The organism is Aeromonas sp. R2-2, from assembly GCF_040908355.1.
Classification (GTDB): Bacteria; Pseudomonadota; Gammaproteobacteria; order Enterobacterales; family Aeromonadaceae; genus Aeromonas; species Aeromonas veronii.
Window position 1 is genome coordinate 45,643 of sequence record NZ_JBFODQ010000002.1, and the last position, 24,741, is coordinate 70,383.

Consider the following 24,741-nt stretch of genomic DNA (forward strand, 5'->3'; position numbering starts at 1 on the left):
GCTCTCTTTTTTTGTCGCCAACAAACAAACGTTTGCTGGTGGCGAAAGATAGAAGCAAATAAACAGACGGGCCCCATTGCGGGGCCCGTTTTTATTGCTGGTCTGGCGGTTAGCGGGCGGCGATCAGCCGTTCACTCTGAACACCTGACCGGTCTGGATGCCCAGCACCGACTTCTTGTAAGCCTGCGCTACCTTGGCGGCGGGCACCGGCACGAAGCCCGGGAAGAAGTCAGCGTATTTGTCCATCGACTCAGCCAGCACGGTGGGGCTTACCACGTTGATGCGCAGGCCGCGGGGTAACTCGCAGGCGGCCGCTTTCACAAAGTGATCGATGGCGCCGTTGACGGTGCTGGCGCTCACGCCCCAGTTGATCGGCTCCTCGCTCAGAATACCGCTGATCAAAGTGATGGAACCCTTGTCAGTCAGATAGGGAATGGCGTCTCGGGTCAGGTTGATCTGGCCCATCAGCTTGCTCTGAAGCCCCACCTGCCACTGCTCGTCGGTCATCTCGGTCAGGCCGTTGAAGGCCACGCTGCCGCTGGCGACAACCAGTGCATCAAACTGGCCCACCAGGGCAAACAGCGCCTTGATGGAGGCGGGATCGCGCATGTCGACCGTGGCATCGCCACGACTGTGGCCGACCCGGATCACCTGATGATCTTTGGCAAGCAGTTCACTGACCGCGGAGCCGACGGTGCCGGAGGCACCCACAATCACAATTTTCATCTGCATCACTCCTGGTTGGGATGTGTCGATTCTAGCGCAACAGAAAATGCGAAAAAGCGCGTAAAATAAACCCATTGTTTCCATATTGGAGCTAATGATGGATATCGCCCATCTGGCCAGCTTTTACGAAGTGGTGCTGCGCGGCAGTTTCTCGGCTGCTGCCGATACGCTGGGGGTCAGCAAGGGGATGCTGAGCCGCCATGTCAGCGCGCTGGAGACCTCCCTCAATGCACAACTGTTGCAGCGCACCACCCGCCGCCTCAGTCTGACCGAGGCGGGCAAGACCCTCTATCAGCAGGCGGGGGAGATCTTCGCGCTGGCTCGGCAGGCGGAGCAGGATATTCAGGCGCTGACCGAAGAGGATTGCGGACGACTGCGCTTTACCTGCCCGGTCAGCACCGGCGACCGCATGGTGAGCGAGCTGCTGACCAGCTTTGCCGCGCTCTGCCCGGGAGTGGAGGTGGAACTCAATTTCACCAACCAGATGGTCGACATGAGTCAGGGGGAGAACGACATCGCCCTGCGCGCCATGAACGAGGTGCCGGACAATCTGGTGGCCCTGCCGCTCGGTCGGCTCAAGGATGTGGTGGTGGCCAGCCCCGCGCTGGTGGCGCGAGAGGGGCATCCTGCCACTCCCTATGAGCTGAGCGGGCGCAACTGCCTGTTGCAGGGGCACAATCCGGCCTGGGAGCAGTGGCACTTTATCCGTGAGGGGGAAGAGGCCCACATTCTGGTACAAGGCAAGGTGCGGGCCAACCACTACAGTACCGTGTTGCAACTGGCGCGCGCCGGTATGGGCTATGCCAAGTGCCCGCTGATGCTGGTGGAATCGCAGCTGAGGGTAGGGGAGCTGGTGACTGTGCTCGACGAGTGGCAGAGCGGCCTGCATCAGCTCCATGTGCTGCATGCCCAGCAGCGGCGGGTGCCGCGCAAGATCCGGCTGTTCAAGCAGGTGCTGGCCCAGTGGTTTGCCGAGCGACCCCACTACCTGCTCTGAGCGGCGTTATTTTTCTGTCATCTTCGGCTGCTACCCTGCGCCCATCATCGGCATCAGGAAGATCTGCGGGAATGAAGAGTAATAGAGGGTTGACCGGGTTTGTGCTGCTCTGTGCAGTGTTGGGGGCTGGCAGTGCGCAGGCCATGGTGGAAGTGAAGGTGCCGGAGAATTTCCGCATCCTCGCGGTGAGCAACGGCACCTTGCAGGATGAGCAGCATGCCACCCTGGCGGATGGCGAGCAGCAACTGCTGGTGCGCTTCGAGGGGGTTATCCCCAGTCGTAGCAGCAGTGAGAATGATCGGCAGGTACGCTCCGAGCCGCAGGTGGTGCGCTATCAGGGCAGCAATCAGCATTTGCAGTTGATGGCCAGCGTACTGGGGGACGAGCGGGGGATGCTGGCCTATGCCAAGGCTCCTGTGGTAGCGCTGCAGGAGAATGGCCGCGCGCTTGCCATCCAGCAGGACGCGCTGGTGACCAGCGGCATGCTGCTTGGGGTGGATTGGAACGGCAAACTGGCTGAATACAACCGCAGCGGCGGCAAGGCGGCGCTGACGGCTGGCGCCGTTGCTACGCAGCCAACGGCCACGGCCGCTGGTGGGGCGCAACCCGTTGTGGCAGCCAGCGAGCTGGAAGGGCAGTTGCAGCAGTTGTTCCTCCAGGCAGACCCGGCCCTGCGCAAGCGCTTTATCGGTTGGGCCGTCCCACAGCTTTAAGTTTTCTGCCCGTTGCAGTAACGTGGACACTCCTTTTTCAGGCGCTCTGTTCATCGTACTCAACGAGGTTTTCATGTTTGAATTGCATTCACGCCTGCAGGCAGATACCCGGTGGCTCGGGGATCTGCCCCTCTGCCGTGTCTTGCTGGCCAAAGACAGCCAGTATCCCTGGCTGATCCTGGTACCGCGAGTAGCCAACCTGCGGGAAATTCACCATCTGGCGCCGGAGCAGCAGCAACAGCTGATGCAGGAGTCCTGCGCCGTCGCCGCCCTGATGGAGCAGGCCCTCAGCCCGGACAAGATCAACATCGGCGCGCTGGGCAATCTGGTGCCGCAACTCCACCTTCACCATGTAGCCCGCTTTGCGACGGATCGCGCCTGGCCAGGCCCCATCTGGGGTGCTCATCCGGTCGTGCCTTATGAGCCACAAGTTTTGGCGCAGCAGGCCGATATATGGCGTGCCCGGCTCGCCAAGCTGAGCGGTTTCACCCCTGTGGCTGCTGATAACGGAGTCAACTGAGAGGCGTGTCGCTATTTCAGTCTCCGGGCCGCGCCATCTGTTAGAGTTATGGTATAGATAAGCCCATTTTCGATGTTCAGGAAGGTCCCATGATAGTGACAAGATCCGATGACGATGCCGTATTGACCACAGAGGATGTGCTGCTCAGCCTGTGCAACTCGGTGACGGACGTTTTGAGTGCCGCGACCATGAGTCAGGTGCGGTTTTCCGGCATGGTGCAGCGGATCAGCAAGACCTGCCTCAAGCCGGATATCGGCTGCTTCGTGCTGTTCGATGGCGGTTTTTCCGGTCTGGTGGTGATCAACTTCTCCGCCGCCGCCGCCATGGAGCTGTACGAGAGCTACATGCTGAGCATGGGGCTCTCCAAGGAGGATCTCGCTATCTCCCACACCTCTGACGAGGTGAGCAACGTGATGGGCGAGCTGATGAACCAGATCGTCGGCAGCTTTACCGTCAAGGTGGGCCGGGATCTGCAGACCCACATCACCCAGAACCAACCGAAGATGCTGGCGCTAAACAAGCAGGTGATGCTGAGCGTCGATACCAATCTCGACAGCCCGGAGTCCCGCCGCGTCACCTTCTTCACCGCCCGCAACAACATCTTCTATCTGGAGCTGGCGATGGACAAAACCGAGTTCATCCGCATCCACAATGAGGGGATGGAGCACGAGGAGCTGGATCCCGATGCGCTGATCGCCCAGGCCAAGCAGGATGCCGCCAAGCCGGCTCAGGCTGCGGCCCCGGTTGCCAACGATCACGACGATCTGCTCGACTCCCTGGGTATTTGAGTCAATCGCCGGATAGCAACAAGGCCACCTTCGGGTGGCCTTGTTGTATCGGTGCGCTCAACTGTCGTTAGAAGTTGTAGAGCAGGCCGGTGTTGAACATCACGGATTCAGAATCGTAGAAGTTGATGTCGGAATCGGACTTGGCGTAGCCAGCTGTAAAGGTTGCGGAGAGCGGCGCAATACCGAACAGGCGGTGCCAGAAGAAGGTACCGGTCAGGGCAAACTCGTCGGAGTCGGCGTTTTGGCCAAAGATCGGGTTGGCCTCATCATATTTGGTCTGGCCCAGATAGGCGTTGCTGACGAAAGACCACTGGGAAGCGCGCATGCCGTAGGTCAACTGCAGGCCGTTGCTCTTGTAGCTTTGGGCGCTGCCATCCAGATCAGCTTGGCGGTAGATAAAGGCTGGCTCCAGCATCTGACCGGGTGCCAGCTGCCATTTGTAGGAGAGGTCGAGGGCGTGGATCTTGCCGTTTCGATCCAGCTTGGTTGCATAGTTTGTCTGGTTATCCTTATCGTATTGCTGGCCGCTGCGCTCCTCATCCACCTCGATGTTGCGGGTGGTCAGGCTGCCATTGAAGTTGCTACCCCAGATGCTGTCCCAGGCGAAGCGCACCCCTTTTGACTTGATATCGGTCGACTGGCGATCAACGCCTACGGCGAAGGGATCACTCCACTGCTCGGTCGGCATCGCATTAAAGACCACGGAGCCAGCTACGATGCCCTTGTCGCTCATCTCCTGACGGATACCGAGCTGCTGGGTGAAGTCGAAACGGATGGCATCCTGGATCAGGTTACCGAGGAAGACCTGGGTGCGGGTATCGGCAAAGGTATAGCGGATATCGGCGTTGAGCAGCGGGGCAACGGCGGAGCTGCTCTCGGCACTGCCCAGTCCGCTTAGGCGGCGGTTTTCATCATCACCGCTATAAAAATTTGATTCGTAATTGATGACACTGACCCCGCCAAGCAGGAAACCGGACCAGCCAGACTCCTTGGGAATTTCACCCAAATCAGCATAAGCACTATTTGCGACCAGCAGGCCCAGGCCCAGCAAGGTGGTATTGCGCATCGGATAACTCCTAAATTAAATGGTGGTGAATTTTTTCGGCCGGTGAGTATAAAGAAAAAACCTTAATGGCAACTGACTCAATATTGCCAATTATCCTAACCCACTCATTTCATTCGGCGAATCGTTAATTAATTGTGCGAGATTAAGAAGAGTTCACTCGGTTGTGCTGGTATTCTGTACCGCGAATATCGGGGGAAAACAATAAGATGAAACAGATTAAATCCTGGGCGCAATATTATGTCGATCTGATGACCAAGCTGGGACTGGTGCGCTTCAGTATGTTCCTGGCGGCGGGCATTATCGTGCTGGCGGTCGCCATCCAGATGGGGGTGACCCTGTTCCTGCGCGGCAATATCGATGTGATCGACTTCGTTCGCTCGGTGTTTTTTGGCCTGCTGGTGACCCCCTGGGCGGTCTATTTTCTCTCCATCGTGGTGGATCAGCTGGAGGATTCCCGTCAGCGACTGAGCCGTATGGTGCGCAAGCTGCAAGATATGCGCGAGCGGGATCTGGAGCTCAATACCCAGCTGCAGGAGAACATCAGCCGCCTCAACGCCCAGATTGCCGAGACCAACCGGGCCGAAAGTCTGCGTCTGCAGGCCATCGAGGATCTCGAGAACGAGGTGTTCCAGCGAGAGAAAGCCCAGCTTCATCTGGGGGAGCGTACTGCCCTGCTGCGCTCCTTTATCGACTGCTCCCCGGATCTGGTCTACTACCGCAACGAGGATGAGCAGTTTTCCGGTTGCAACCGCGCCATGGAGGAGCTGACCGGCAAGGTGGAGGCCGAGCTGATCGGTCTGACCCCGTTCGATGTCTACAAGCAGGAGATTGCCAACAAGGTGGTGGAGACCGACAAGCAGGTCTTTGCCAGCAATGAGCCGCTCACCTACGAGCAGTGGCTGGAGTATCCCGATGGCCGCAAGGCTTACTTCGAGCTGCGCAAGGTGCCCTTCTTCGACCGCTTCGGCAAGCGACTCGGCCTGCTCGGTTTTGGCCGCGACATCACCGAGCGCAAGCAGTATCAGGACAAGCTGGAGAAGGCGAGCCGCGACAAGACCACCTTCATCTCCACCATCAGCCACGAGTTGCGCACCCCGCTCAACGGCATCGTGGGCTTAAGCCGGATGCTGATGGATACTCCCCTCGATCCCAAGCAGCATCAGCAGCTCAAGACCATTCACCTGAGTGCGGTGACCCTTGGCAATATCTTCAACGACATCATCGACTTGGACAAACTGGATCGCCGTCGCCTCGAAATTGCACCGACCCGTATCGATCTGCCCGCCTTCCTCGACGAGCTGGAGACCCTGTCGCGCATTCAGGCGGAGCAGAAGGGGCTCTATCTCCATTTCGATCGCGATGGCGACATGCCGCAATTCGTGATGGCTGACGGCACCCGCCTGCGTCAGGTGCTGTGGAATCTGGTGGGCAATGCGGTCAAGTTTACCGATGAGGGGGGCGTCACCGTGCGTTGCCTCTCCCATCCTGCCGACGAGCCGGGCAAGCTGGCCCTGCACTTCGAGGTGGAGGATACCGGTATCGGGATCCCGCGCGCTCAGCAGGAGAAGATCTTCGCCATGTACTATCAGGTGCAGGGCAAGAAGCACGCCACCGGCACCGGCATTGGGTTGGCGGTCTCCCGTCAGCTGGTGCAGGCGATGGGCGGGCAGCTCTATGTGGACAGCGATCCGGGCGAAGGCTCCTGCTTCACCGCCGAGCTGGAGGTAGCTTGCGCCGAGCCAGTGTTGCCAGAGCAGGAGGAGGAGATGCCCTCCCTCGATATCCTGCTGGTGGAGGATGTGGAGCTTAACGTGACGGTGGCCTGCGCCCTGCTGGGCAAGCTGGGTCATCAGGTGCAGGTGGCACGGGACGGCACCCAGGCGTTGGCGATGGCCAATCCGGATGATTTCGACCTCATTTTGCTCGATATCCAGCTGCCGGACATGACCGGCTTCGATGTGGCGAAAACCCTGCTGGAGCGTTATGGCGACAGCCTGCCACCCATGGTGGCGCTCACCGCCAACTCCACCGGCGATCGCCAGTACTACCGGGATCACGGCATGCAGGATGTGATCAACAAGCCGCTTGGCTCCAAAGCCGTGCGGGAGGTGATTGGTCACCTGTTTGCCGATCTGGCCGAGGATGAAGCGGACGAGCAGGCTGATGCGGGCAATCAGGATGTCCTGCTGGATATCCCCTTCCTTACCGATTACGCCGATACCGTGGGCAAGCCGGTGCTGCTCTCCAGCGTCGAGTTGTTCGAGAAGATGATGCCGGACTACATGGCTGTGCTCGACTCCAACATGATTGCCAAGGATCAAGCTGGGGTGGTGGAAGAGGCACACAAGATAAAAGGGGCGGCAGGCTCCATTGGCCTGCGCCGATTGCAGCAGACGGCACAGCTGATCCAGAGCCCGGATCATCCCGCCTGGTGGGAAAACGTGGAAGACTGGATTGAGACGCTGCGCCGCGAATATCCGGGCGACATCGCCCGTCTGCGGCGCTGGTTGCTGTCTTGAGGCTGGAGGTTGTCTTGAGTCTGATGGAAGTTGCTGGCAAGGAGCTGCAAGATGTATAGCCGTTTGATTACCCCCGCACGCATCCACTCCTGGGGGGATGAGGGGCTGCTGGAGGCGACCGAGCAGGATCGCGCTCGTATCGTGCAGGCGGCGCCGGTACGCCGGTTGCAGCAGAAGACCCAGGTCTTTCCGCTCGATGTGAAGGCCTCGGTGCGCAGTCGCCTCACCCACTCGCTGGAGGTGCAGGAGACCGGTCGCCAGATCAGCCGCCGCATTCTGGCCGCCTTGCCTGCTGGGATGGTCTGTGAAGGGGCTTTTATCAATCTGGTGGAGATGTCCTGCCTGCTTCATGACGTGGGCAACCCGCCGTTTGGCCACTTTGGCGAGCAGGTGATGAGCCAGTGGCTCGGCGAGATGCTCGATCCCCTCTATCAGCAGGCGCTGGCGCAGCCACCTTCGGCCCAGTGGGCTGAATTGCGTCAGGATCTGCAACTGTTTGATGGCAACGCCCAGAGTCTGCGGCTGGTGCACAGCTTGCACGAGCTCAACCTGACACTCGGACAACTGGCGGCGCTCTGCAAATACCCGCAGCAGCCCCAGCCCGGCGTGAGCTATGGTCAGCATCATGGCTGGAGCAGCAAGCGGGGCATCTTCTTTAGCGAGCAGCCGCTCTACCGTGCCCTCGGCCAGAGTCTGGGATTGGCCCCCGGCTGCCGTCATCCGCTGGTTTACATCATGGAGGCGGCCGATGACATCTCCTACTGCATCGCCGATCTGGAAGATGCGGTAGATCGGCGGATCCTGACTCTGGGTGAACTGCTGGCGGCGCTGCGAGCTGCTGACCAGAGTGACTACATGGGCACCTTGCTGGATGAGGCGCTGGCTTCTGGTCGGGGCTTTTTCCCCCATTTTCGCCAGCAACTGACCCGGGATCTGGTGGTGTTGGCGGCGCAGAGCTATGTCAGCGAACATCAGGCCATTTTGCAGGGATCCTATCCGCAAGCGCTGCTGCACGGTCAGGCGCCAGCGGCGCGGGTGCTCGATATCCTCAAACGGGTGGCCCGCGAGCAGGTCTTTATGCGCCCCGAAGTCGAGGCTCTCGAACTGGAAGGGTATGCGGCGCTGCGCGGGGTGCTGACCAGTTATGCCTGTCTATTGGCACTGCCAGCGCCACAGTTTGCCCGCCTGCTGGCCGGGGAGGGGAGTCAGGCGCTGTTCTTTGCGCGCCGCCTCTATCACCGCCTCTCGGCCCGCCATCTCAAGGCCTATCGATTGGCGATCGCCACCCCGGATCCGCGCTTTGCCTGCCAGAACGAGCAGGAGTGGTATTACCGGGTGCGGTTGCTGCTCGATTATGTCAGCGGCATGACGGATACCTATGTACTGGAAGAGTACCGGCTACTCTCGGGGATCTGATGCCCCAAGCTCCCTGTCGGGCAGCATAAAATGCCGTAAAAACGTTTAAAAAGGAGTCGCAAGAGGCTTGTTTTAAATTCGGATATTTTTTAGACTTCTGCAACCTGTTCAACTTTTATCCGGTAAGGAGACGAAAATGCAACATCTGATGCTCAATATTGCATTCTCTCGCGGCACTGCGTGCGGCGTGAAATCTCGTGCTCTTTTACCGCGTGGCGTAAACAGGTAACCCCTGTCTTTTTATCACCCGCGGTTCGTCCCGCAGGGTGATATCCACTTTCTCCGGGAGAACCGCATGTTCAACTGGAGAATGTCATGTCTATCGAACTGGTTTTACTGCGCAGTGTTGAATCCCTGGTCCAGAGAAGGATTGCCCGGGTCGAGCGTCGTCTCGTGCAGGTCAATCTGTCACCCGCCCTGCTCAGGGATATCGGGCTGGAAGGATATCAGGGGCAAATCGCCCTCGTTCGCGAGCGGGAGTATCAAACCGGCTTCCGCCTCGGGAATCGAATAACCTGATCGCGAGGGGGAGAATAAGATCCCCCTCGCTAGTGAAATGGCAGGCCGCATGCCTGCCATTTTTCCATCTTATGGTTGATTCCAGGTTCACATGTTGGTGACTCAGTATTATCCTCTCCGCCCTCTTTGTAACAGCTGCGATTGTTTTCTCGCCTTGCGTCGTCAGGATCTGCAAGATTAGAGGTGGCAGCCCTATCTGTTTTACTCATCAGGACAAGACTTTATGCCACTCCTTCGTCAGCTTTTTCTTCCCATTTTGCTGTTGTTTTCAGGTATGTTGGCTGTTGCGGCTCCCCAACCGCAAGATGAGAGCACAAGTAACGAAATTTCTGCACAAAAGGAGCTGCTGGTCGGGGTTCCCCGTGGTGGTTATCCCCCTTTTATCTATCAACTCCCCAACCAGCGTTATGCCGGTCCGCTCAAGGAGCTGGCCTCGCGCATTGCAGCCGAAATGGGCGTGTCATTGCGTTATATCCCCTACAACTCCTACGTGGATGCCCAGATTGCTCTCCAAGGCGGCCAGATTGATGCATTAATCGGGGTCGAACGTAATGCTCTTGAATTGAAGGGGATAAACCCTATTGGCAGTATCGGTTCTTATGCTCGCTCCATTTTAATGCATACCCCGGATCAGCAATTGACCCTGGAGCAGGCGCGCAAGTTACGCTGGGTCTGTATTCGTGGTTTTGGCAGTTGTAATGAATTGGCTCGTTTGGGGATCTCTGATGTAACTGAGCTGGAGAGCCGCACTGAGGCGACCTATATGGTCAAGCTGGGCGCTGTCGATGCATATCTTGAGTTGGGTCCAATTGTTACCCTCAAGATGGAGAGAATGCCAGCGTCAATGGGGGTTGTCGCTCCTGGGTGGCTTTCTGGCAGCACGCTGACGATGGCGACCAGCTCCCGCCAGCCAGAACTGAGCGAAAAGCTTTGGCAGGCATATCAACGGATACCCGTTGCAGACTCACGACTACGGTTGCATCAGGAAGATGAGCGCGCCAACGCTGGTCTGTTGCTGGAACCTGATGAGGCTAGTTGGCTGAAGCAGAGAAACAAGGTGATCAAGTTCGCCGTTGCCCCCGGATTTGCCGGCATCAGTGAAATCGATGACGAAGGTGAATTGCATGGCTATACGGCAGACCTGATGAAGTTATTGAGTTTGCGCTCCGGGATCCGCTTTGAGCTGGCGTCGACAAATACCTGGCAGGAGTCACTAAAACTGCTGAAAGAGCACAAAGTGGACCTTATTCCCTTGATGACACCGCTCAAGGATCGTCAGTCCTTTGCCTCTTTTACCTCCTCCTATCTGAAGTTCGACAGCTATGTCGTAGCCAGACACGGTGCTCGCCCGCTGAAGTCGCTGGTCGAGCTGAAAGGGCGTCTGATTGGTGGTGTGACGGGTTCTTACGAAGCCTCTCTCATTCACGCGCTGGGCGCCAATATTATCGAAGTGGGCAAGGATGCCGATTTACTGACCTTGCTTGACACTGGGCGAGCTGAATATGTGCTGTTGACCATGACCAATCTGGGACAGCAGGCAATGAAGGGTTTCAATGAGAAGTATCGGGTGGTGCTGAGTTCTCCCGAATTTTCCGTACCTATCAGTATGGCTGTCGACAATGCTCAGCCCGAGTTGCTCCGCATCATGGACAAGTTGCTGCTGACCATCACGGATGAGGAGTGGCAACTGCTGGAACGACGCTGGCTCAATGTGTCGGTCAATATCGAGTCTGATTACACCCTGATTTACAAATGGTTGGCCATAGGGGGGGGCGCCTTGCTCGTCAGCGGTTTGCTGGTGATGTTCTGGGCTCGCAGTTTGCGTCGTCAGATTGCGCAGCGGAGAATCGCAGAGGACAAGCTGAACGAACAGTTGCTGTTTGTGCAGACCTTGCTCAACTCACTGCCAACCATGGTGGCGCTACGTGATAGCGAGCAGCGGATCACCTTGTGCAATCAGGCCTACCGCGATGCTTTCCTCGGTGCTGGCAGTAGCAGTGAGGAGCTGCAAAACATGCCAGAGACACTCAGAAACAGTGTGTTGGAAGAAGAGCGTTTGGTGTGGCAGACAGGACAGGATCTGGAGGGGGCAGGGAGCAACCTGCGAGCAGATGGCACGCCCTGCCATGTTATCTATGCCAAACGTCCCTATAGAGATCCGGATGGCAATATGCTGGGGGTGTTGACAGTACTGACCGATGTCAGCCGGATCAAAGAGGCGGAGGAGCGCGCCCGTCAGGCTGAAAATCGCCTTACCCAGATTACCGACAGCATGCCTGGGGTGGTCTATCAGTATTTGTGGCAAGGACCCGGCAAGGGGCGGTTTTTGTATGCTTCTCAGGGGGCCAGCGAGATCCTCGGGGCTTCCCGGCAGGATCTGTTCAATGCGGAATCGGGTGGTGAGGTGTTCGGTTTTACCGAAGAGGCGCTGCAGGATTTTGTCAGCAAGGTGGCCAATCATGCCGAGACCCTGGCGCCCCTCGATCTGGAGGTCAAGGTGGAGCGGCCTGATGGAGATCGTTATCTGCAAGTGCGTGGCAACTTTGTCAGACAGGAGCAGCAGGCACTGATCCTCAATGGAGTCATTCAGGATATTACGGCCCTCAAGCAACAGGAATACGAGCTGCGCGAAGCTCGCGCCTATGCCGAGCAGGCGATGCAGGCTCGCAGCCGCTTTTTGGCAACGATGAGCCATGAGCTGCGCACTCCCATTTCAGGCATGCATGGCATGCTCGAATTGCTGCAAATGAGCGAGCTCAACGACGACCAGCGTTTTATGGTGCGCAATGTGGTCACCTCGACCAATAACCTGCTCTATCTGGTCAATGACATCCTCGATTTTTCCAAGATAGAAGCGGGTCAGTTGCAGTTGAATTACCAGAGCAGCCGCTTGCAAACGGTGATCTGCGATGCCATTCGTGGCCACGCGGCACTGGCTCATAACAAGGGGCTCCACGTGGTGCTGGAGTGGGGGCATCATGTGCCGGATTGGGCCGACATCGATGGGGTGCGTATTGGTCAGGTCATCTCCAACCTGCTCAACAATGCGGTGAAGTTTACCGAACAAGGGGGTATTACTATCCGGGTCAGCTATCTGAGTGAGCAACTGACCATCAGTGTCAGTGACACCGGTATCGGGATCGCCGAAGAGAAGCAGGCGCTGCTGTTCACGCCTTTTGAGCAGGTGGAGTCAGATATCAACCGTCGTTTTGGTGGCACCGGACTGGGGTTGGCAATCTGTGAGCAGCTGGTATGCAAAATGGGGGGGGCACTGACACTGACCAGCAAGGCAGGAGAGGGCTCCTGCTTCCGCTTCACCGTGCCGCTAACCAATCCGCAGTGGGATCCCCCTGCTCTGGCAGACACAGAATGGTGGTTTTTCAGCGATGACACCAACCTCGAAGCGGCCATGGTGCGGCAGGGGGCCAAGCTCAGGTACTTGGGGGCCAATGAGCTCAGTCGCTCACTGGAAGGGTTGCTGTTGGCCGATCAACGGTGGCTTGAGCAAGCGCTTGGGGGGGAATGGCAAAGCTGGCTGCAACACTCTGCGCTGAAGGGGATCATAGCGTCACCCGATGAGGCGTTACGGGGGCGGATTGGTGAACAGAAATGGTGGCGTCTGGGTCTATCTCCTCTCTATCCGGATCTTCTGCTGGAGAGCTGCCACGAATTGCTACAGGAGCGGGTCACACCAATCCTCCCTGCGCTTGCAGAGAAGCTGGGTGGCAAAGTATTGGTGGCCGATGATCATCCGGTCAATCGTGCCTTGTTGGCACGGCAGTTGGCCATTCTTGGTATCGAGGCTCAGGTCGTGGAAGATGGCGAGAAGGCTCTGCGGGCTTGGCAGGGACAGCAATTCTCTCTGCTGCTGACTGATTGCCATATGCCAGTGATGGATGGTTATGCCCTGACCAAGGCGCTGCGGGCTGCGGGAGTGACGGCCCCCATCATAGGGGTAACGGCAGATACGTCGGAAGAGGCGAGTGCTCGTATGGTAGAGGCTGGCATGAGTGACATGTTACTGAAGCCCTACCCGCTGGATATCTTGCGCCAGATGCTGGCCCATTGGCTGGCAGAGAAGACGCCAACCAGAAGCGCGGTTGCGCCCGTTGTTGGGGCTACAGGCATGCAGGCTGAGCGCTGGTTGGCGCTGTTTGGTGACGAGCTGACCGCGCGAGCCATGGCGGTGGAGTATCTCGATTCCAACCGGCAGGATGGCGAGGCCATGATGGCAGCGCTTATTTGTCATGATGCCAGCGCTTTGGTAGAGACAGCCCACCGGATCAAGGGGGCTGCCCGAATGGTCGGGTTGGAGGAGCTTGCCAGCCAGGCTGCCATGCTGGAATCGGCAGCGCGATTGAAGCGGCTCGACGAGCTCGACGATCTGGTCAGCACAGTGCAGAGGTTGATGACGGCGATTGCCCACGACATTGGATTATGGCTCGATGAAAAAAGCACAACATGAGTTGGTCATCATGGTCGTGGAAGACCATGGATTTCAGCGCAAGGCGCTGCTGCACCAGATCCGCAGCCTGGGTTACCAGAATCTGCTGGAAGCGGTTGATGGTATCGAGGCGTTGGCGCTTAGCCAGCAACACAACGTCGATATCCTGTTTTGTGATCTGCGAATGCCCGGAATGGATGGTATGGCGCTGTTGCGCCGCCTGTCGCTGGGTGGTTTTCAGGGCGGCATTATCCTCTCCAGCGCGCTTGAGGGGGATGTGGTCGAAGCCGTATTGCGTATGAGTAACGCTTATGGCTTGCAGGTGCTCGGTCGCATAGAGAAACCCTCAACGCCGCAGCAGCTCCAGCGGCTTATCCAGGCTTGGTCACCCCGGCAGGAACCAGTCAGGGAGGAAGAGGGGCAAAGAATAGGACTCGATGAGTTGCGTCGGGCGATCGAACAAGATCAATTATTGCCCTGGTATCAGCCCAAGGTGAGTTTTGCATCCGGCGCATGGGTCGGGATGGAGGCGTTGGCCCGCTGGCAACACCCCGAGTTTGGCCTGATCCCGCCCGGGCGTTTTATTTCACTGGCGGAGAGCAACGGACTTATCGATCCGTTGACCGAGGTGATCATCAGCAAATCTCTGAGTGATGGCCATTTATGGGAGGAAACCGGGTTGTCACTCAATCTGTCGATGAACCTCTCCACCACCTCACTCATTGAAGGGGATCTTTGCAACTTATTGATTGATCAGTGCAAGCGCTGGAGTATCAATCCTGAGCTCATCACCCTCGAGGTGACCGAGAGCGCATTCGTGCAGGATCTGGGCAAGTCTCTGGAGGTGCTGACCCGGCTGCGTATGCACGGTTTTGGCCTCTCCATCGATGATTTTGGTACCGGCTACTCCTCGATGCAGCAGCTGGCACTGTTGCCGTTCACCGAACTCAAGCTGGATCGCTCTTTCGTCGATCGCTGCCATGCCGATCCGTCACGTTTGGCTATCATCGAGTCCAGTATCGAGTTGGCCCGCAAGCTGGGGCTGAAGTCGGTGGCGGAAGGGGTAGAGGATGAGGCGACCTGGCGAGTGCTGGCCCAACTCGGTTGCGACCTCTGTCAGGGATTTTTCTCTGCCCGCCCGATGCCGCGCAGTGAATTGGCTAATTGGCACCGGACTTGGCAAGATAGATTGCCTACACTGATATCTATCTGATTCTGTTGGCTGGATCCCTCCGTTTGAACAAGGATGTTCATGAAAATCTCAAGCAAGTTGCTGCTCAGCTTCGGTTTTATCAACCTGCTGATCCTGCTCTCCTCCACGCTGGTCTATTACCGGCTGACCCAGATCAATCAGGCCCAACACACCCTGCTGGAGCAGGCGCTGCCCGCTTTGCAGCGGGATGAGGCGAGCCAGAAGGCGCTGGTTGCCACCGTTTCTGCCTTGCGTGGCTATCTGATCCTCGGCAAGGATCCGGCTCAGGCTTCCCGCCTCAAGCAGGAGTGGGAGTCGGCCTGGCAGGCCATCGCCCATCAGGCCTTCAGTCCGGCGCTCGCCAAGTCTCTCGAGACCTTCAAAAGCCATCAGGAGAAGGTGTGGACCATCGCCCAGAGTGAAGAGAATCTGCCCGCTCACACCCTGATGCTGCAGGAGGCGGGTCCGCTGGCGGAGGCGGCGCTCGATCAGTTGCAATCCTTTGCCAATGAAGAAGTTGGCACTCCGCAGGATCAACTCTCCGGCGATCGCCGCATGCTGCTCAAACAGGTGGGGGATGCCTACAACAGCCTCGCCAACTCTCTCTCAGCCCTGCGGGATTTTCTCATCTCAGGCGACCCCGAATACCGCAGCAAGTATCAGGATTACTACCAGTTTCATCAGCAGCGTGTGGCTGAGGTTAAACAGCAAGCCGCGCTCTTTACCGACACCCAGCAGAGCCTCTGGCAGCTGTTTGAAGAGATGGCTACCCCCTTCTCCGAGCTGGTGGGGCAGGTGATCGAGAAGCGCCAGGCGCCGGATTGGGATCAGGCAAACTACCTGATGGCCACCGACATCGAGCCGATGCAGTCCAGCCTCAGCGAGCAGCTGGTCCAGCAGGTGGGGAAAACCCGTGCCGAGGTGGATCAGATTTCGGCGCAGATGACCGGAGCCGGGAGGGCTATCAACCAGACACTGCTGTTGGCTACCGGCAGCGCCATCGTGCTTGGCATGGTGGTCGCCTGGTTCTTTAGTCGCCGTCTGACCCGTGACATTGCCTGTCTGGTGACCCGGGCGGGGCAGGTTGCGGATGGCCGGCTGGCGGCTGAGCCCTTGCCAATCACAGGGCAGGATGAGTTGGGAGAGTTGACCGGTTCCATCAACCGGATGTCTGCCCAGTTACATCATCTGGTCGGGGAGTTGCAGGGCGCAGTGGGGCAGGTCGAGGTGGCCTGTCTCGATGTGGGCAGCACTACCAGAGCCATAGTGGCGGATCTGACGGAGCAGGATCAGCGGGTCGATGCGGTGGCGGCGGCTATCGATCAGATGTCAGTGAGTGCTCGTGATGTGGCTGGCAACATTGCCGGTGTGGCGGATGGAGCCCATCAGGTGCGGCAGCAGACCCGTCAGGGAGAGGCCGCGCTGGCACGAATGAGCGATACCATGCAGCAGATTGCCACCATGATTGGGCAGGCCAACGAGGCCATGGGGCTGTTGGAGCATCAGAGTGAACAGGTGGGGCAGATCACCGAGGTGATCGCCACCATTGCGGAGCAGACCAACCTGCTGGCCCTCAATGCGGCGATCGAGGCGGCACGGGCAGGTGAGCAGGGGCGCGGTTTTGCGGTGGTGGCCGATGAGGTACGCCAGCTGGCGACCCGCACCCATCAATCAACCGCCGAGATCAGCCAGACTATTGCGGCCATCTCCCAGCAGACTCGCCAGACGGTAAGTACCGTCAGCAGCGGTACCCGGTTGGTAGAGCAAGGGCGGGATGCTGTTGGATTGGTGACCGATACCCTGAGTGCCATGAACCAGCTGGTTCAGTCGCTGTCGGGCCAGCTGGAGGCCATTTCGGTGGCCACCGAGCAGCAGTCGAGGGTGGCCGCCGAGGTATCCGGGACGGTCGACGACATTGCCGCGCTCAGTCGGCAATCCTGTCAGCGTAGTCAGCAGGGGGAGGAGATCGTAGCCAGACTGGCTGGTGATACCGGCAAGCTGAAGGCGGTCATCACCCGCTTTGATCTTGATACGTGAGATGGCGGGATCATCCCGCCATTGCTACTGTCATGCACCGATTCGTCTGGCCCGTGGGTTTAATCCAGACGTCTGAAGGTGTGGTTGTCGAAGCTGCTGGTGGTCTCCCGGTTGAGCAGGCTGACCAGCAAAATCGCCCGTTTCTCTCCATCCGGCTCCATATAGATGGCTTCGAATCCAGCCAACGGCCCCTCTTCAATCAGCACCTTGTCGCCCGAGCAGGGCAGGCTGGCGTAGCTGGCTCTCGCCTCGTCGCTATCATCGCGGCTCATCAGCTGATAGACCAGCTTACTGCTGATGGGGGTCCATTCACTGCCAAAGTGGATGATCCGGCTGATGCCGCGGGTCGATTTCAGGGTGACCGGTGTTACCTCTTCCAAATCGACAAAGATAAACAGATAGTTGGGGAACATGGGTTCCCGTACCGGAACTCGCTTGCCCCGGCGCAGCTTCTCGATCTCCACCATGGGGTAATAGGATTCGATACCCTGGGCATCGAGGTGGGCGCGGGCGCGGGCCTCTTCTTTTGGCTTGCAGTAGGCCAGATACCATTTTTTCATGTTATGAGTATGTTCGTGTTGCCGTGCTCGTGGATATGATAGCGGCGCCAATAAAAAAGGCCACGCATTGCGTGGCCTTTTTTGCCGAGTGAGCAATTACCAACCTTTTACCAGGCCGCCTTTGAACAGCTCGAGACCTTTCTTGTAGACATCATCGGTCTGGAAAGCTTGTACGAACTGTTTGACCTTCTCGTCATCCTTGTTGTTGTCGCGGGCGACGATCAGGTTGACGTAGGGGGACTCTTTGTCTTCAACAAACAGGCCGTTTTCAGTCGGGGTCAGACCAATCTGACCGGCAAAGGTGTTGTTGATGATGGCCAAGTCCACGTCTTCCAGCGAGCGCGGCAGTTGGGCTGCTTCCAGTTCCACAATCTTGAAGTTGCGCGGGTTGCTGGCGATATCCAGCACGGTCGCTTCCAGACCGGCACCATCTTTCAGGGTGATCAGACCCTGTTTTGCCAGCAGGATCAGGGAGCGGCCCAGGTTGGTCGGATCGTTCGGTACCGCGATCTGGGCGCCATCTTGCAGCTCGCTCAGCGCCTTGATCTTCTTGGAGTAACCGGCAATCGGGTAGACGAAGGTGTTGCCAACCGGCACTAGCTTGAAGCCGCGATCACGCACCTGCGCATCCAGATAGGGTTTGTGCTGGAAGGCGTTGACGTCGATGCTGCCATCGTTCAGCGCTACGTTCGGGGTGACATAGTCGGAGAAGTTGACCACCTCGACTGTCAGACCGTATTTCTCTTTGGCGACCTTGGCAGCCACTTCAACCAGCTCGGTCTCGGGGCCGGCAATAGCGCCCACTTTCAGAACCTTGCTCTCTTCTTTTTGACCGCAACCGGCCAGAACCAGACCAGCCAGCAGGGCAGCCGCAACGGATTTGATGCCAAATTTCATAAAACCTCCTGTCAGAAATCGACGATTAACGATGATCACATTTGTTGACCAGGCGCTCACCCGCGCTCTGGATAAGTTGAACCAGTACTACCAGGATAACCACGGTCACCAGCATGACGGTCGGGTCAAAGCGTTGATAACCATAACGAATACCCACATCCCCCAGACCACCGCCACCGATAGCCCCGGCCATGGCCGAGTAGTTCACCAGCGTGACGAGGGTAATGGTGACACTGTTGAGGATGCCGGGCAGGGCCTCGGGCAGCAGCACCTTGGTGATGATTTGCAACGGCTTGGCGCCCATCGCCTTGGCCGCTTCCAGCAGGCCGTCCGGCACTTCCATCAGGGCCCCTTCCACCAGACGGGCGATGAAAGGGATGCAACCGACGGTCAGCGGCACTATGGCGGCGATGGTGCCGATACTGGTGCCGACAATCAGCCGGGTCAGCGGAATAATCGCGACCAGCAGGATGATAAAGGGCACCGAGCGACCCACGTTGACCACCATGCCCAGAGTACGGTTGAGCAAGGGGTTGGCCAGGATCTGGCCCGCCTTGGTCACATGCAGTGCCACGCCGAGCGGCAGACCCAGCAGGCAGCCAAACAGGGCGGAGGCAAACACCATGATCAGGGTGTCGCCCAGGGCCGTGATGAGCAGATTAATCATGGCTTCGGACATAACCCATTACCTCCAGCTGAATGTGGTTGTCGATAAGGAACTGCTGGGTCGCCTCGCACTGGGCTTCATCCCCGAACAGCTCGGCCAGCAGGAAACCGAATTTGACGCCACCGGCGTACTCGATGTCCGCGCTCAGAATGCTGATGTCGATATTGAAACGGCGGCTCGCCTCGGAGATCAGCGGCGTATCGACCGTGCTGCCGGTAAAGCCAAGCTTCACCAGCGGGTAGCTGCCTGGCACCCGCTCGCTGCTCATCCGATCCTGATACTCCTGCGGTACCTCCAGATGGATGGTGGAGTGGATGAAGTCACGGGCCAGCTGGGTCTTGGCATTACTGAAGAACCAGGCCACTTCGCCCTGTTCGATCAGACGGCCGTCGCTGATGATGGCCACTTCGTCACAGATCCCCTTCACCACGTCCATCTCGTGGGTGATGAGCAGGATGGTGAGCCCCAGCTTGACGTTGATCTCCTTGAGCAGGGTCAGGATCGAGCGGGTGGTCTGCGGGTCGAGAGCAGAGGTGGCCTCGTCACAGAGCAGTACCTTGGGGGCCGGTGCCAGTGCGCGGGCAATAGCGACGCGCTGTTTCTGACCGCCGGAAAGCTCGGACGGATAGGCCTGGGCACGGGCTTCCAGCCCGACCAGCGCCAACAGCTCGGCAACCCGTTGCTGGATCTTCTCTTTGCTCCAGCCTGCCAGCTCCAGCGGAAAGGCGATGTTGGCAAACACGGTGCGGGAGGCAAGCAGGTTGAAGTGCTGGAAAATCATCCCGATCTGGCGGCGAGCCTGGGTCAGATCCCGTTCGCTCAGAGCGACCAGATCCTGGCCATCAACGATGACTTGACCCTCTGTCGGGCGCTCCAGCAGGTTGACACAACGAATGAGGGTACTCTTGCCGGCACCGGAGGCACCGATCACCCCGAAAATTTTGCCTTGGGGTACATGCAGACTCACATCACGCAGGGCGTGCACGGCGTCACTGCCTGTACCGTAGACTTTGTTGAGACCGATCAACTTAATCATGGATTCTTCCGTGCTAACAGCCTTAAAGCACAGGGCGCTACAGGCGGGGAAATTGGGCAGAGGTTCCACTGGGTTACTCTGTCATCATGGAGGATGATGCTAAGATGTCTGGATGGCCATGTCAACGCATGTTTTTACGTCTAGACGTCTAAAAAAGTGATAAGGATTTCTGTCAGGCGGATAACGATCAGGATGATATTGTTGCTCTTCCAGATCCTGTTTCGTCCCTGCGGCATATAACCGAATTAAAGATGGTTTATATCGGGTAAATGCTGGTTTTATTAGTGTGTCAGCCCGTTTCTGTCCACATTGGCTATCGAGCCTGATGCTCCTCCATCGTTACACAAATTGCTGCACAAATCGTTCCCTATTCGTGACCGGATCACCTGATCGCCACTTTGTCGGTGTCAACCTTGATGCAGCGCAAGGGGTGCTCGGATAGGGATTGGGTCGGTGGCGCCGGTTTTTTATACTGATGTTGTCGACAAGCATGGAGGGCAGTGCGATGAGATTCCAACAGATCAAAGAGTTGCTGCACTATCTTGAACAGGTTCATCACCAGCTCGGACTCTGTTACGGGCGTTTGACCAGTCAGGTGGACAGCGAACGCAGCCGGATGTTGCTGGTCTATCTGCAAGGGCGTGAGGATGCGGCCAGTGCCCATCTGCACGAATATGCTGCTCAGCTGGGAGAGGCGGTCAGGGAGACCTGGCTGAACCAGAGTTTCAGCGAGGATATGCTGCCTGCCATTACCCGCTTCGAGCTGCCGGCATCAGTCCAGACTCAGGATATCGTCACTCAGGTATGCCGCTGGGAAGAGCAGCTGGTGGGCGAGCTGAGCCATCTGGCCCGGGAGTGCCCGACACCGGCCACCACCGCTTTGCTCGAGAATCTGGCCGGGCTGGAGCAGACCCGCTTGACTCGACTGGTGCACGGGGTGCACCGACTCGACGACATGTAACGGGTGATAAGCACCAAACACGCAAGATGACCGCAAAACAAAAGGGCCCGGCAGCAGTGCCGGGCCCTTTCCATTGGTATCTGCTGATCTGCAGTGAACGTCGGTCAGCCCTGCTGCTCGGCCGCGTAGAGGGCGGCCCCGATAATGCCCGCCTGATTGAGGCTGGCCGCCGGAATAAGCGGCGCCCGGGTCTCGATGCGATCGACAAATTTATCCAGCTTGGCTGCGCTGCCGCCCCCCAGAATGAAGAGGTCGGGGGAGAAGAGAAACTCGAGGCGCGCCAGATACTTGTTGAAGCGCTTGCCCCAGCGGTTCCAGGATAGATCCTCCCGTTTGCGCGCCGCATCGGAGCAGTAGTGCTCGGCGACCATTCCTTCCAGCATCAGATGGCCCAGCTCGGTGTTGGGCAGCAGATGGCCGTTGACGAAGATAGCGGTGCCGATACCGGTGCCGACCGTGATGAGGATGATGACCCCCTTGCGATCCTTGCCGGCGCCAAAGCGCATCTCGGCCAGACCGGCGGCATCGGCATCATTCAGCACATAGCAGGGCTTGCCGGTGACATCGGCAAACAGATGCTCGGCATCGGTTTCGATCCAGCTCTTGTCGATATTGGCGGCACTCTTGGCAACCCCGTTGTGGATGGTGGCGGGAAAGCCGCAGCCCACCGGCCCTTTCCAGTCGAAGTGTTCGACCAGCGCCTTGAGGGTATGGGCGATGGCGGCCGGGGTGGCCGGTTGCGGTGTGGCAATGCGATGGCGCTCGCCAATCAATTCGCCGGTTTTGGTATCGACCAGACAGCCCTTGATCCCTGAGCCTCCAATATCCACTCCCAACATATGCATCTGTGTTGTCCTTGTTGTGTGCCGACCAGTTTGCAGTGACCACGCTGTTATGGGCACTGCAGGTCGGCAGAGCATGAAAAAAGTGCTGCAATCCGGCAAGGGGCAGATCACTTATGCGTGATCCGACAGACCTTTTTCGATGCAGCGGATCAGCAAACGGGTCTTCTTGTTCTCTTCATCCTGACGCCGGGCAAGGGTGGCCAGCGCCCATTCGATATGTTCGGCCACCATGGGGTCGGCGGTGGTCAGCCCCAGTTGCAGGGCCGCGATCACCTCGGGGGTTGCCGGGCCATTGCCAAGGGCGACTGCCAGATTGCGGCGCCAGCGCTGGTAACCGATGCGGCGGATCGGGCTCCCTTCGGTCTGCTTGAGAAAATCGCTCTCGCTCCAGCACCACAGCGCCAGCAGGGGCGGGCGGTGCAGACTGGGGCGCGGGCTGAAGTCGGGTTCCGGGCTGGCATCGGCGTAGCGATTCCAGGGGCAGATAAGCTGGCAGTCGTCGCAGCCGTAGATGCGGTTGCCCATCAAGGGCCTGAACTCTTCCGGAATAGGGCCGTCATTCTCGATGGTGAGATAGGAGATGCAGCGGCGGCCATCTACCACATAGGGGGCGACAATGGCGCCGGTCGGGCAGATGTTGATGCAGGCGACGCACTTGCCGCACAGCTCCTTCTCCACTGGCTGGTCGAGCGGCAGCGGTAGGTTGAGCAACAGCTCACCGAGAAAGAAGAAGGAGCCGGCCGATTCGTTGAGCAGCAGTGAGTGTTTGCCAACCCAGCCGAGGCCCGCCTTGGCTGCCAGCGGCCGCTCGAGGATGGGGGCGGAGTCGACGAAGGGGCGCCACTCACCCAAGGTATCTTCGGTGCCTTGAAACAGCTCGGCGCAGCGCGCTTCGATGCGATCACCCAGCTGTTTGAGCCGGTTGCGCAGCACCTTGTGATAGTCGCGACCGAGAGCATAGCGGCTGATATAGCCGAGGGTCGGATCGCGCAGGGTGGCGGCAAAACCCGCCTCGAACGGCAGGTAGTTCATCCGCACCGACAACACCCGCACCGTGCCCGGCAGCAGCTCGTGGGGGCGCGCGCGCATCATGCCGTGGCGCGCCATGTAATCCATGCTGCTGTGATGGCCCGCATCCAGCCAGGCCTGCAATCTCGGCTCTTCGATACGCAGATCGGTGTCGGTGATGCCCGCCTGGTCAAAACCTAGCTCCCGTGCCCAGAGCTTGATATCGTGGGCCAGCTGGTGGAAGTCAGGTGCGCTCATGCGGCTTGGCCTGGCTGGCGTTTGCTGGCGTGGGTCGATTGATAAGAGGCGGGAGCCGTCATGGTAGAGATCATCAGGGGCGCGTTGGGCACAAAAGAGGAGGGCAGTTTACCACAGGGGCTGTGGCAGACTGAACAGATCCGCGCACTGGAGCGCAACTGGGCCGCGCGTGAGGGGCAACCTCTCTATGCCCTGATGGAGCGAGCCGGTGCCGCGCTGCGCACCTATGCCACCCTGCATTGGCCCGACAGTCGCTGCTGGTGGATTTTCGTCGGCCCCGGTAATAACGGCGGTGATGGCTATGTGCTGGCCCGCCTTGCCCGCCAGATTAGCATCGAGGTGGTGGTGATTGCCGCCAGGGCACCCGACCAGCTGAAGGGGGATGCCAGACGGGCCGCCGATGAGTGGCTGGCGGCCGGTGGCCGGGTCTGGCTGGCCGAGCAGTTTGATAAGGACCAGCACTCCGCCCCGGATCTGGTGGTCGATGCCCTGCTTGGCACCGGCGTCAACACGTCCCTCTCGCCACTACTGACAAAGATCGTCGCAACAATCAATGGCTTGGCTGTGCCCGTGCTGGCGGTGGATCTCCCCTCCGGCCTCAACGGCGATACCGGCCGTGCCATGGGGGCCGTGGTGCAGGCCACTCGCACCCTCACCTTTATCGGTATCAAGCAGGGGATGCTCACCGGCGATGGGGTGGATTGCGTCGGCCAGCTCGACTGTGATCCCCTTGGCGTCACGCCTGATGACACTATGCTGCCCGCCGCCTGGCGTATCGATTATCCGCAGCTGAGCACGCAACTGACCCCGCGCCAGCGCGCTTCCCACAAGGGCTCTTATGGCAAGGTGCTGCTGGTGGGGGGCAATCGCGGCATGCAGGGGGCCATCGTGCTGGCGGCCCGCGCCTGCCTGCGGGCGGGGGCCGGGCTGGTGCGGGTGTGTCAGCATCCGGCTCATCCACCGGTCAGCCTCTATCAACCCGAACTGATGAGTCTCACTACCGCTGATGACGAGGGGTGGGCGTCGGTGCGGGTCATTGGCCCCGGCCTCGGTCAGGATGAGTGGGGAAGAGCACAAATCGCCCGTTATCTCACCGAACGGCAGCCACTGGTTTTGGACGCCGATGGATTGAATTGGCTGGCGCAATCTCCCCGCCATCAGGATAATTGGGTGCTCACGCCCCATCCCGGCGAAGCGGCGCGCCTGCTGGGATGCACCATTGCCGAGATTGAAACCGACCGGTTTGCCGCCGTGCAGGCGCTGCAGCGGCGCTATGGCGGTGTGGTGTTGTTAAAAGGGGCGGGAACACTTATTTATGACGGCGAGCGGGTCGCTCTCTGTTGTGAAGGCAATCCCGGCATGGCAAGTGGCGGGATGGGCGATCTGTTATCTGGTATAATCGCCGCCCTTTTGGCCCAGGGCTGGTCTGCCACCATGGCAAGCTGGCTGGGCGCCGTGATCCACGGCGAGGCTGCAGATCAGGCCGCCGCTGACGGCGAGCGGGGCATGCTGGCGTCAGATCTGCTGCCACTGATCCGCAAACTGGTTAATCCCGACACCATTACAAGTTAA

General features: G+C 58.8%; 20 protein-coding genes. 12 read left to right on the top strand and 8 right to left on the bottom strand.

Features of this window, described 5'->3' with window-relative positions; genetic code table 11:
• Window positions 1-123: 123 nt before the first annotated feature.
• The gene (locus tag AB5Z09_RS00265) at window positions 124-726 is read right to left on the bottom strand and encodes a short chain dehydrogenase (protein WP_368194340.1); all 603 of its coding nucleotides are present in this window, start codon (window positions 724-726) and stop codon (window positions 124-126) included.
• Between the two features lie 97 nt (window positions 727-823).
• Between AB5Z09_RS00265 and AB5Z09_RS00270 the strand changes: the two genes are divergently transcribed.
• The 4 genes from AB5Z09_RS00270 (at window position 824) to AB5Z09_RS00285 (ending at window position 3,744) form a co-directional block, all read left to right on the top strand.
• Complete coding sequence (locus AB5Z09_RS00270; protein WP_368194375.1) at window positions 824-1,723, top strand: LysR family transcriptional regulator; 900 nt, start codon at window positions 824-826, stop codon at window positions 1,721-1,723.
• A gap of 71 nt (window positions 1,724-1,794) precedes the next feature.
• On the top strand, window positions 1,795-2,436 hold the full coding sequence (locus tag AB5Z09_RS00275; RefSeq protein ID WP_368194342.1) for a DUF2057 domain-containing protein: 642 nt from the start codon (window positions 1,795-1,797) through the stop codon (window positions 2,434-2,436).
• 73 nt (window positions 2,437-2,509) lie between these two features.
• The gene (locus tag AB5Z09_RS00280; protein ID WP_005358267.1) at window positions 2,510-2,956 is read left to right on the top strand and encodes an HIT domain-containing protein; all 447 of its coding nucleotides are present in this window, start codon (window positions 2,510-2,512) and stop codon (window positions 2,954-2,956) included.
• 89 nt (window positions 2,957-3,045) lie between these two features.
• The gene (locus AB5Z09_RS00285; protein ID WP_005339098.1) at window positions 3,046-3,744 is read left to right on the top strand and encodes a DUF3334 family protein; all 699 of its coding nucleotides are present in this window, start codon (window positions 3,046-3,048) and stop codon (window positions 3,742-3,744) included.
• Between the two features lie 67 nt (window positions 3,745-3,811).
• On the opposite strand, the gene AB5Z09_RS00290 is transcribed toward AB5Z09_RS00285, so the two are convergent.
• Entirely contained in the window at window positions 3,812-4,810 is a 999-nt protein-coding gene (locus AB5Z09_RS00290; protein ID WP_058057228.1) for a DUF2860 family protein, read from the bottom strand.
• Between the two features lie 206 nt (window positions 4,811-5,016).
• Between AB5Z09_RS00290 and arcB the strand changes: the two genes are divergently transcribed.
• The 6 genes from arcB (at window position 5,017) to AB5Z09_RS00320 (ending at window position 16,937) form a co-directional block, all read left to right on the top strand.
• Window positions 5,017-7,329 (top strand): aerobic respiration two-component sensor histidine kinase ArcB, encoded by a 2,313-nt coding sequence (gene arcB / locus AB5Z09_RS00295; RefSeq protein ID WP_368194343.1) that lies wholly within the window; start codon window positions 5,017-5,019, stop codon window positions 7,327-7,329.
• Between the two features lie 51 nt (window positions 7,330-7,380).
• On the top strand, window positions 7,381-8,745 hold the full coding sequence (dgt, locus tag AB5Z09_RS00300; RefSeq protein ID WP_368194344.1) for a dGTPase: 1,365 nt from the start codon (window positions 7,381-7,383) through the stop codon (window positions 8,743-8,745).
• Window positions 8,746-9,060: 315 nt separating this feature from the next.
• The gene (locus AB5Z09_RS00305; RefSeq protein ID WP_005349248.1) at window positions 9,061-9,264 is read left to right on the top strand and encodes a hypothetical protein; all 204 of its coding nucleotides are present in this window, start codon (window positions 9,061-9,063) and stop codon (window positions 9,262-9,264) included.
• A gap of 223 nt (window positions 9,265-9,487) precedes the next feature.
• Window positions 9,488-13,729 carry a transporter substrate-binding domain-containing protein gene (locus AB5Z09_RS00310; RefSeq protein WP_368194346.1) on the top strand — a complete coding sequence of 1,414 codons (4,242 nt, stop codon included), beginning with the start codon at window positions 9,488-9,490 and terminating at the stop codon, window positions 13,727-13,729.
• The gene (locus tag AB5Z09_RS00315) at window positions 13,710-14,921 is read left to right on the top strand and encodes an EAL domain-containing protein (protein ID WP_368194347.1); all 1,212 of its coding nucleotides are present in this window, start codon (window positions 13,710-13,712) and stop codon (window positions 14,919-14,921) included. The genes AB5Z09_RS00310 and AB5Z09_RS00315 overlap by 20 nt, the downstream gene beginning before the upstream one ends.
• A 39-nt stretch (window positions 14,922-14,960) precedes the next feature.
• A complete protein-coding gene (locus AB5Z09_RS00320) occupies window positions 14,961-16,937 on the top strand; it encodes a methyl-accepting chemotaxis protein (protein WP_368194349.1) in 1,977 nt (658 codons plus the stop codon).
• A 59-nt stretch (window positions 16,938-16,996) separates the two neighbouring features.
• On the opposite strand, the gene rfaH is transcribed toward AB5Z09_RS00320, so the two are convergent.
• The 4 genes from rfaH to metN all read right to left on the bottom strand — a co-directional run bounded on the left by rfaH (window position 16,997) and on the right by metN (window position 20,097).
• Entirely contained in the window at window positions 16,997-17,497 is a 501-nt protein-coding gene (gene rfaH, locus AB5Z09_RS00325; protein ID WP_005339074.1) for a transcription/translation regulatory transformer protein RfaH, read from the bottom strand.
• A gap of 96 nt (window positions 17,498-17,593) precedes the next feature.
• Window positions 17,594-18,394, bottom strand: coding sequence for a methionine ABC transporter substrate-binding lipoprotein MetQ (gene metQ, locus AB5Z09_RS00330; RefSeq protein ID WP_005339072.1), 801 nt, complete (start codon window positions 18,392-18,394; stop codon window positions 17,594-17,596).
• 25 nt (window positions 18,395-18,419) lie between these two features.
• A complete protein-coding gene (locus AB5Z09_RS00335) occupies window positions 18,420-19,073 on the bottom strand; it encodes a methionine ABC transporter permease (RefSeq protein ID WP_005339070.1) in 654 nt (217 codons plus the stop codon).
• Entirely contained in the window at window positions 19,054-20,097 is a 1,044-nt protein-coding gene (gene metN, locus AB5Z09_RS00340) for a methionine ABC transporter ATP-binding protein MetN (protein WP_005339067.1), read from the bottom strand. The genes AB5Z09_RS00335 and metN overlap by 20 nt, the downstream gene beginning before the upstream one ends.
• A 505-nt stretch (window positions 20,098-20,602) precedes the next feature.
• Between metN and AB5Z09_RS00345 the strand changes: the two genes are divergently transcribed.
• Window positions 20,603-21,058, top strand: a complete 456-nt coding sequence (locus AB5Z09_RS00345) for a hypothetical protein (RefSeq protein ID WP_043822996.1) — start codon at window positions 20,603-20,605, stop codon at window positions 21,056-21,058.
• Between the two features lie 104 nt (window positions 21,059-21,162).
• On the opposite strand, the gene ppgK is transcribed toward AB5Z09_RS00345, so the two are convergent.
• Both ppgK and queG read right to left on the bottom strand, forming a co-directional pair.
• Window positions 21,163-21,903, bottom strand: a complete 741-nt coding sequence (gene ppgK / locus AB5Z09_RS00350; RefSeq protein ID WP_005339062.1) for a polyphosphate--glucose phosphotransferase — start codon at window positions 21,901-21,903, stop codon at window positions 21,163-21,165.
• 111 nt (window positions 21,904-22,014) lie between these two features.
• Entirely contained in the window at window positions 22,015-23,169 is a 1,155-nt protein-coding gene (queG, locus tag AB5Z09_RS00355; RefSeq protein WP_368194351.1) for a tRNA epoxyqueuosine(34) reductase QueG, read from the bottom strand.
• Window positions 23,170-23,229: 60 nt separating this feature from the next.
• On the opposite strand from queG, the gene AB5Z09_RS00360 reads away from it, so the two are divergent.
• The gene (locus tag AB5Z09_RS00360; RefSeq protein WP_368194353.1) at window positions 23,230-24,741 is read left to right on the top strand and encodes an NAD(P)H-hydrate dehydratase; all 1,512 of its coding nucleotides are present in this window, start codon (window positions 23,230-23,232) and stop codon (window positions 24,739-24,741) included.

Coding starts and splice junctions, on each gene's coding strand:
- metN (WP_005339067.1), bottom strand. CDS start 20,097: ATGATTAAGTTGATCGGTCTCAACAAAGTCTACGGTACAGGCAGTGAC.
- AB5Z09_RS00310 (WP_368194346.1), top strand. CDS start 9,488: ATGCCACTCCTTCGTCAGCTTTTTCTTCCCATTTTGCTGTTGTTTTCA.
- AB5Z09_RS00290 (WP_058057228.1), bottom strand. CDS start 4,810: ATGCGCAATACCACCTTGCTGGGCCTGGGCCTGCTGGTCGCAAATAGT.
- AB5Z09_RS00265 (WP_368194340.1), bottom strand. CDS start 726: ATGAAAATTGTGATTGTGGGTGCCTCCGGCACCGTCGGCTCCGCGGTC.
- AB5Z09_RS00360 (WP_368194353.1), top strand. CDS start 23,230: ATGGTAGAGATCATCAGGGGCGCGTTGGGCACAAAAGAGGAGGGCAGT.
- AB5Z09_RS00275 (WP_368194342.1), top strand. CDS start 1,795: ATGAAGAGTAATAGAGGGTTGACCGGGTTTGTGCTGCTCTGTGCAGTG.
- AB5Z09_RS00315 (WP_368194347.1), top strand. CDS start 13,710: ATGAAAAAAGCACAACATGAGTTGGTCATCATGGTCGTGGAAGACCAT.
- rfaH (WP_005339074.1), bottom strand. CDS start 17,497: ATGAAAAAATGGTATCTGGCCTACTGCAAGCCAAAAGAAGAGGCCCGC.
- queG (WP_368194351.1), bottom strand. CDS start 23,169: ATGAGCGCACCTGACTTCCACCAGCTGGCCCACGATATCAAGCTCTGG.
- dgt (WP_368194344.1), top strand. CDS start 7,381: ATGTATAGCCGTTTGATTACCCCCGCACGCATCCACTCCTGGGGGGAT.
- AB5Z09_RS00285 (WP_005339098.1), top strand. CDS start 3,046: ATGATAGTGACAAGATCCGATGACGATGCCGTATTGACCACAGAGGAT.
- AB5Z09_RS00345 (WP_043822996.1), top strand. CDS start 20,603: ATGAGATTCCAACAGATCAAAGAGTTGCTGCACTATCTTGAACAGGTT.
- ppgK (WP_005339062.1), bottom strand. CDS start 21,903: ATGCATATGTTGGGAGTGGATATTGGAGGCTCAGGGATCAAGGGCTGT.
- arcB (WP_368194343.1), top strand. CDS start 5,017: ATGAAACAGATTAAATCCTGGGCGCAATATTATGTCGATCTGATGACC.
- AB5Z09_RS00305 (WP_005349248.1), top strand. CDS start 9,061: ATGTCTATCGAACTGGTTTTACTGCGCAGTGTTGAATCCCTGGTCCAG.
- AB5Z09_RS00320 (WP_368194349.1), top strand. CDS start 14,961: ATGAAAATCTCAAGCAAGTTGCTGCTCAGCTTCGGTTTTATCAACCTG.
- AB5Z09_RS00270 (WP_368194375.1), top strand. CDS start 824: ATGGATATCGCCCATCTGGCCAGCTTTTACGAAGTGGTGCTGCGCGGC.
- AB5Z09_RS00280 (WP_005358267.1), top strand. CDS start 2,510: ATGTTTGAATTGCATTCACGCCTGCAGGCAGATACCCGGTGGCTCGGG.
- metQ (WP_005339072.1), bottom strand. CDS start 18,394: ATGAAATTTGGCATCAAATCCGTTGCGGCTGCCCTGCTGGCTGGTCTG.
- AB5Z09_RS00335 (WP_005339070.1), bottom strand. CDS start 19,073: ATGTCCGAAGCCATGATTAATCTGCTCATCACGGCCCTGGGCGACACC.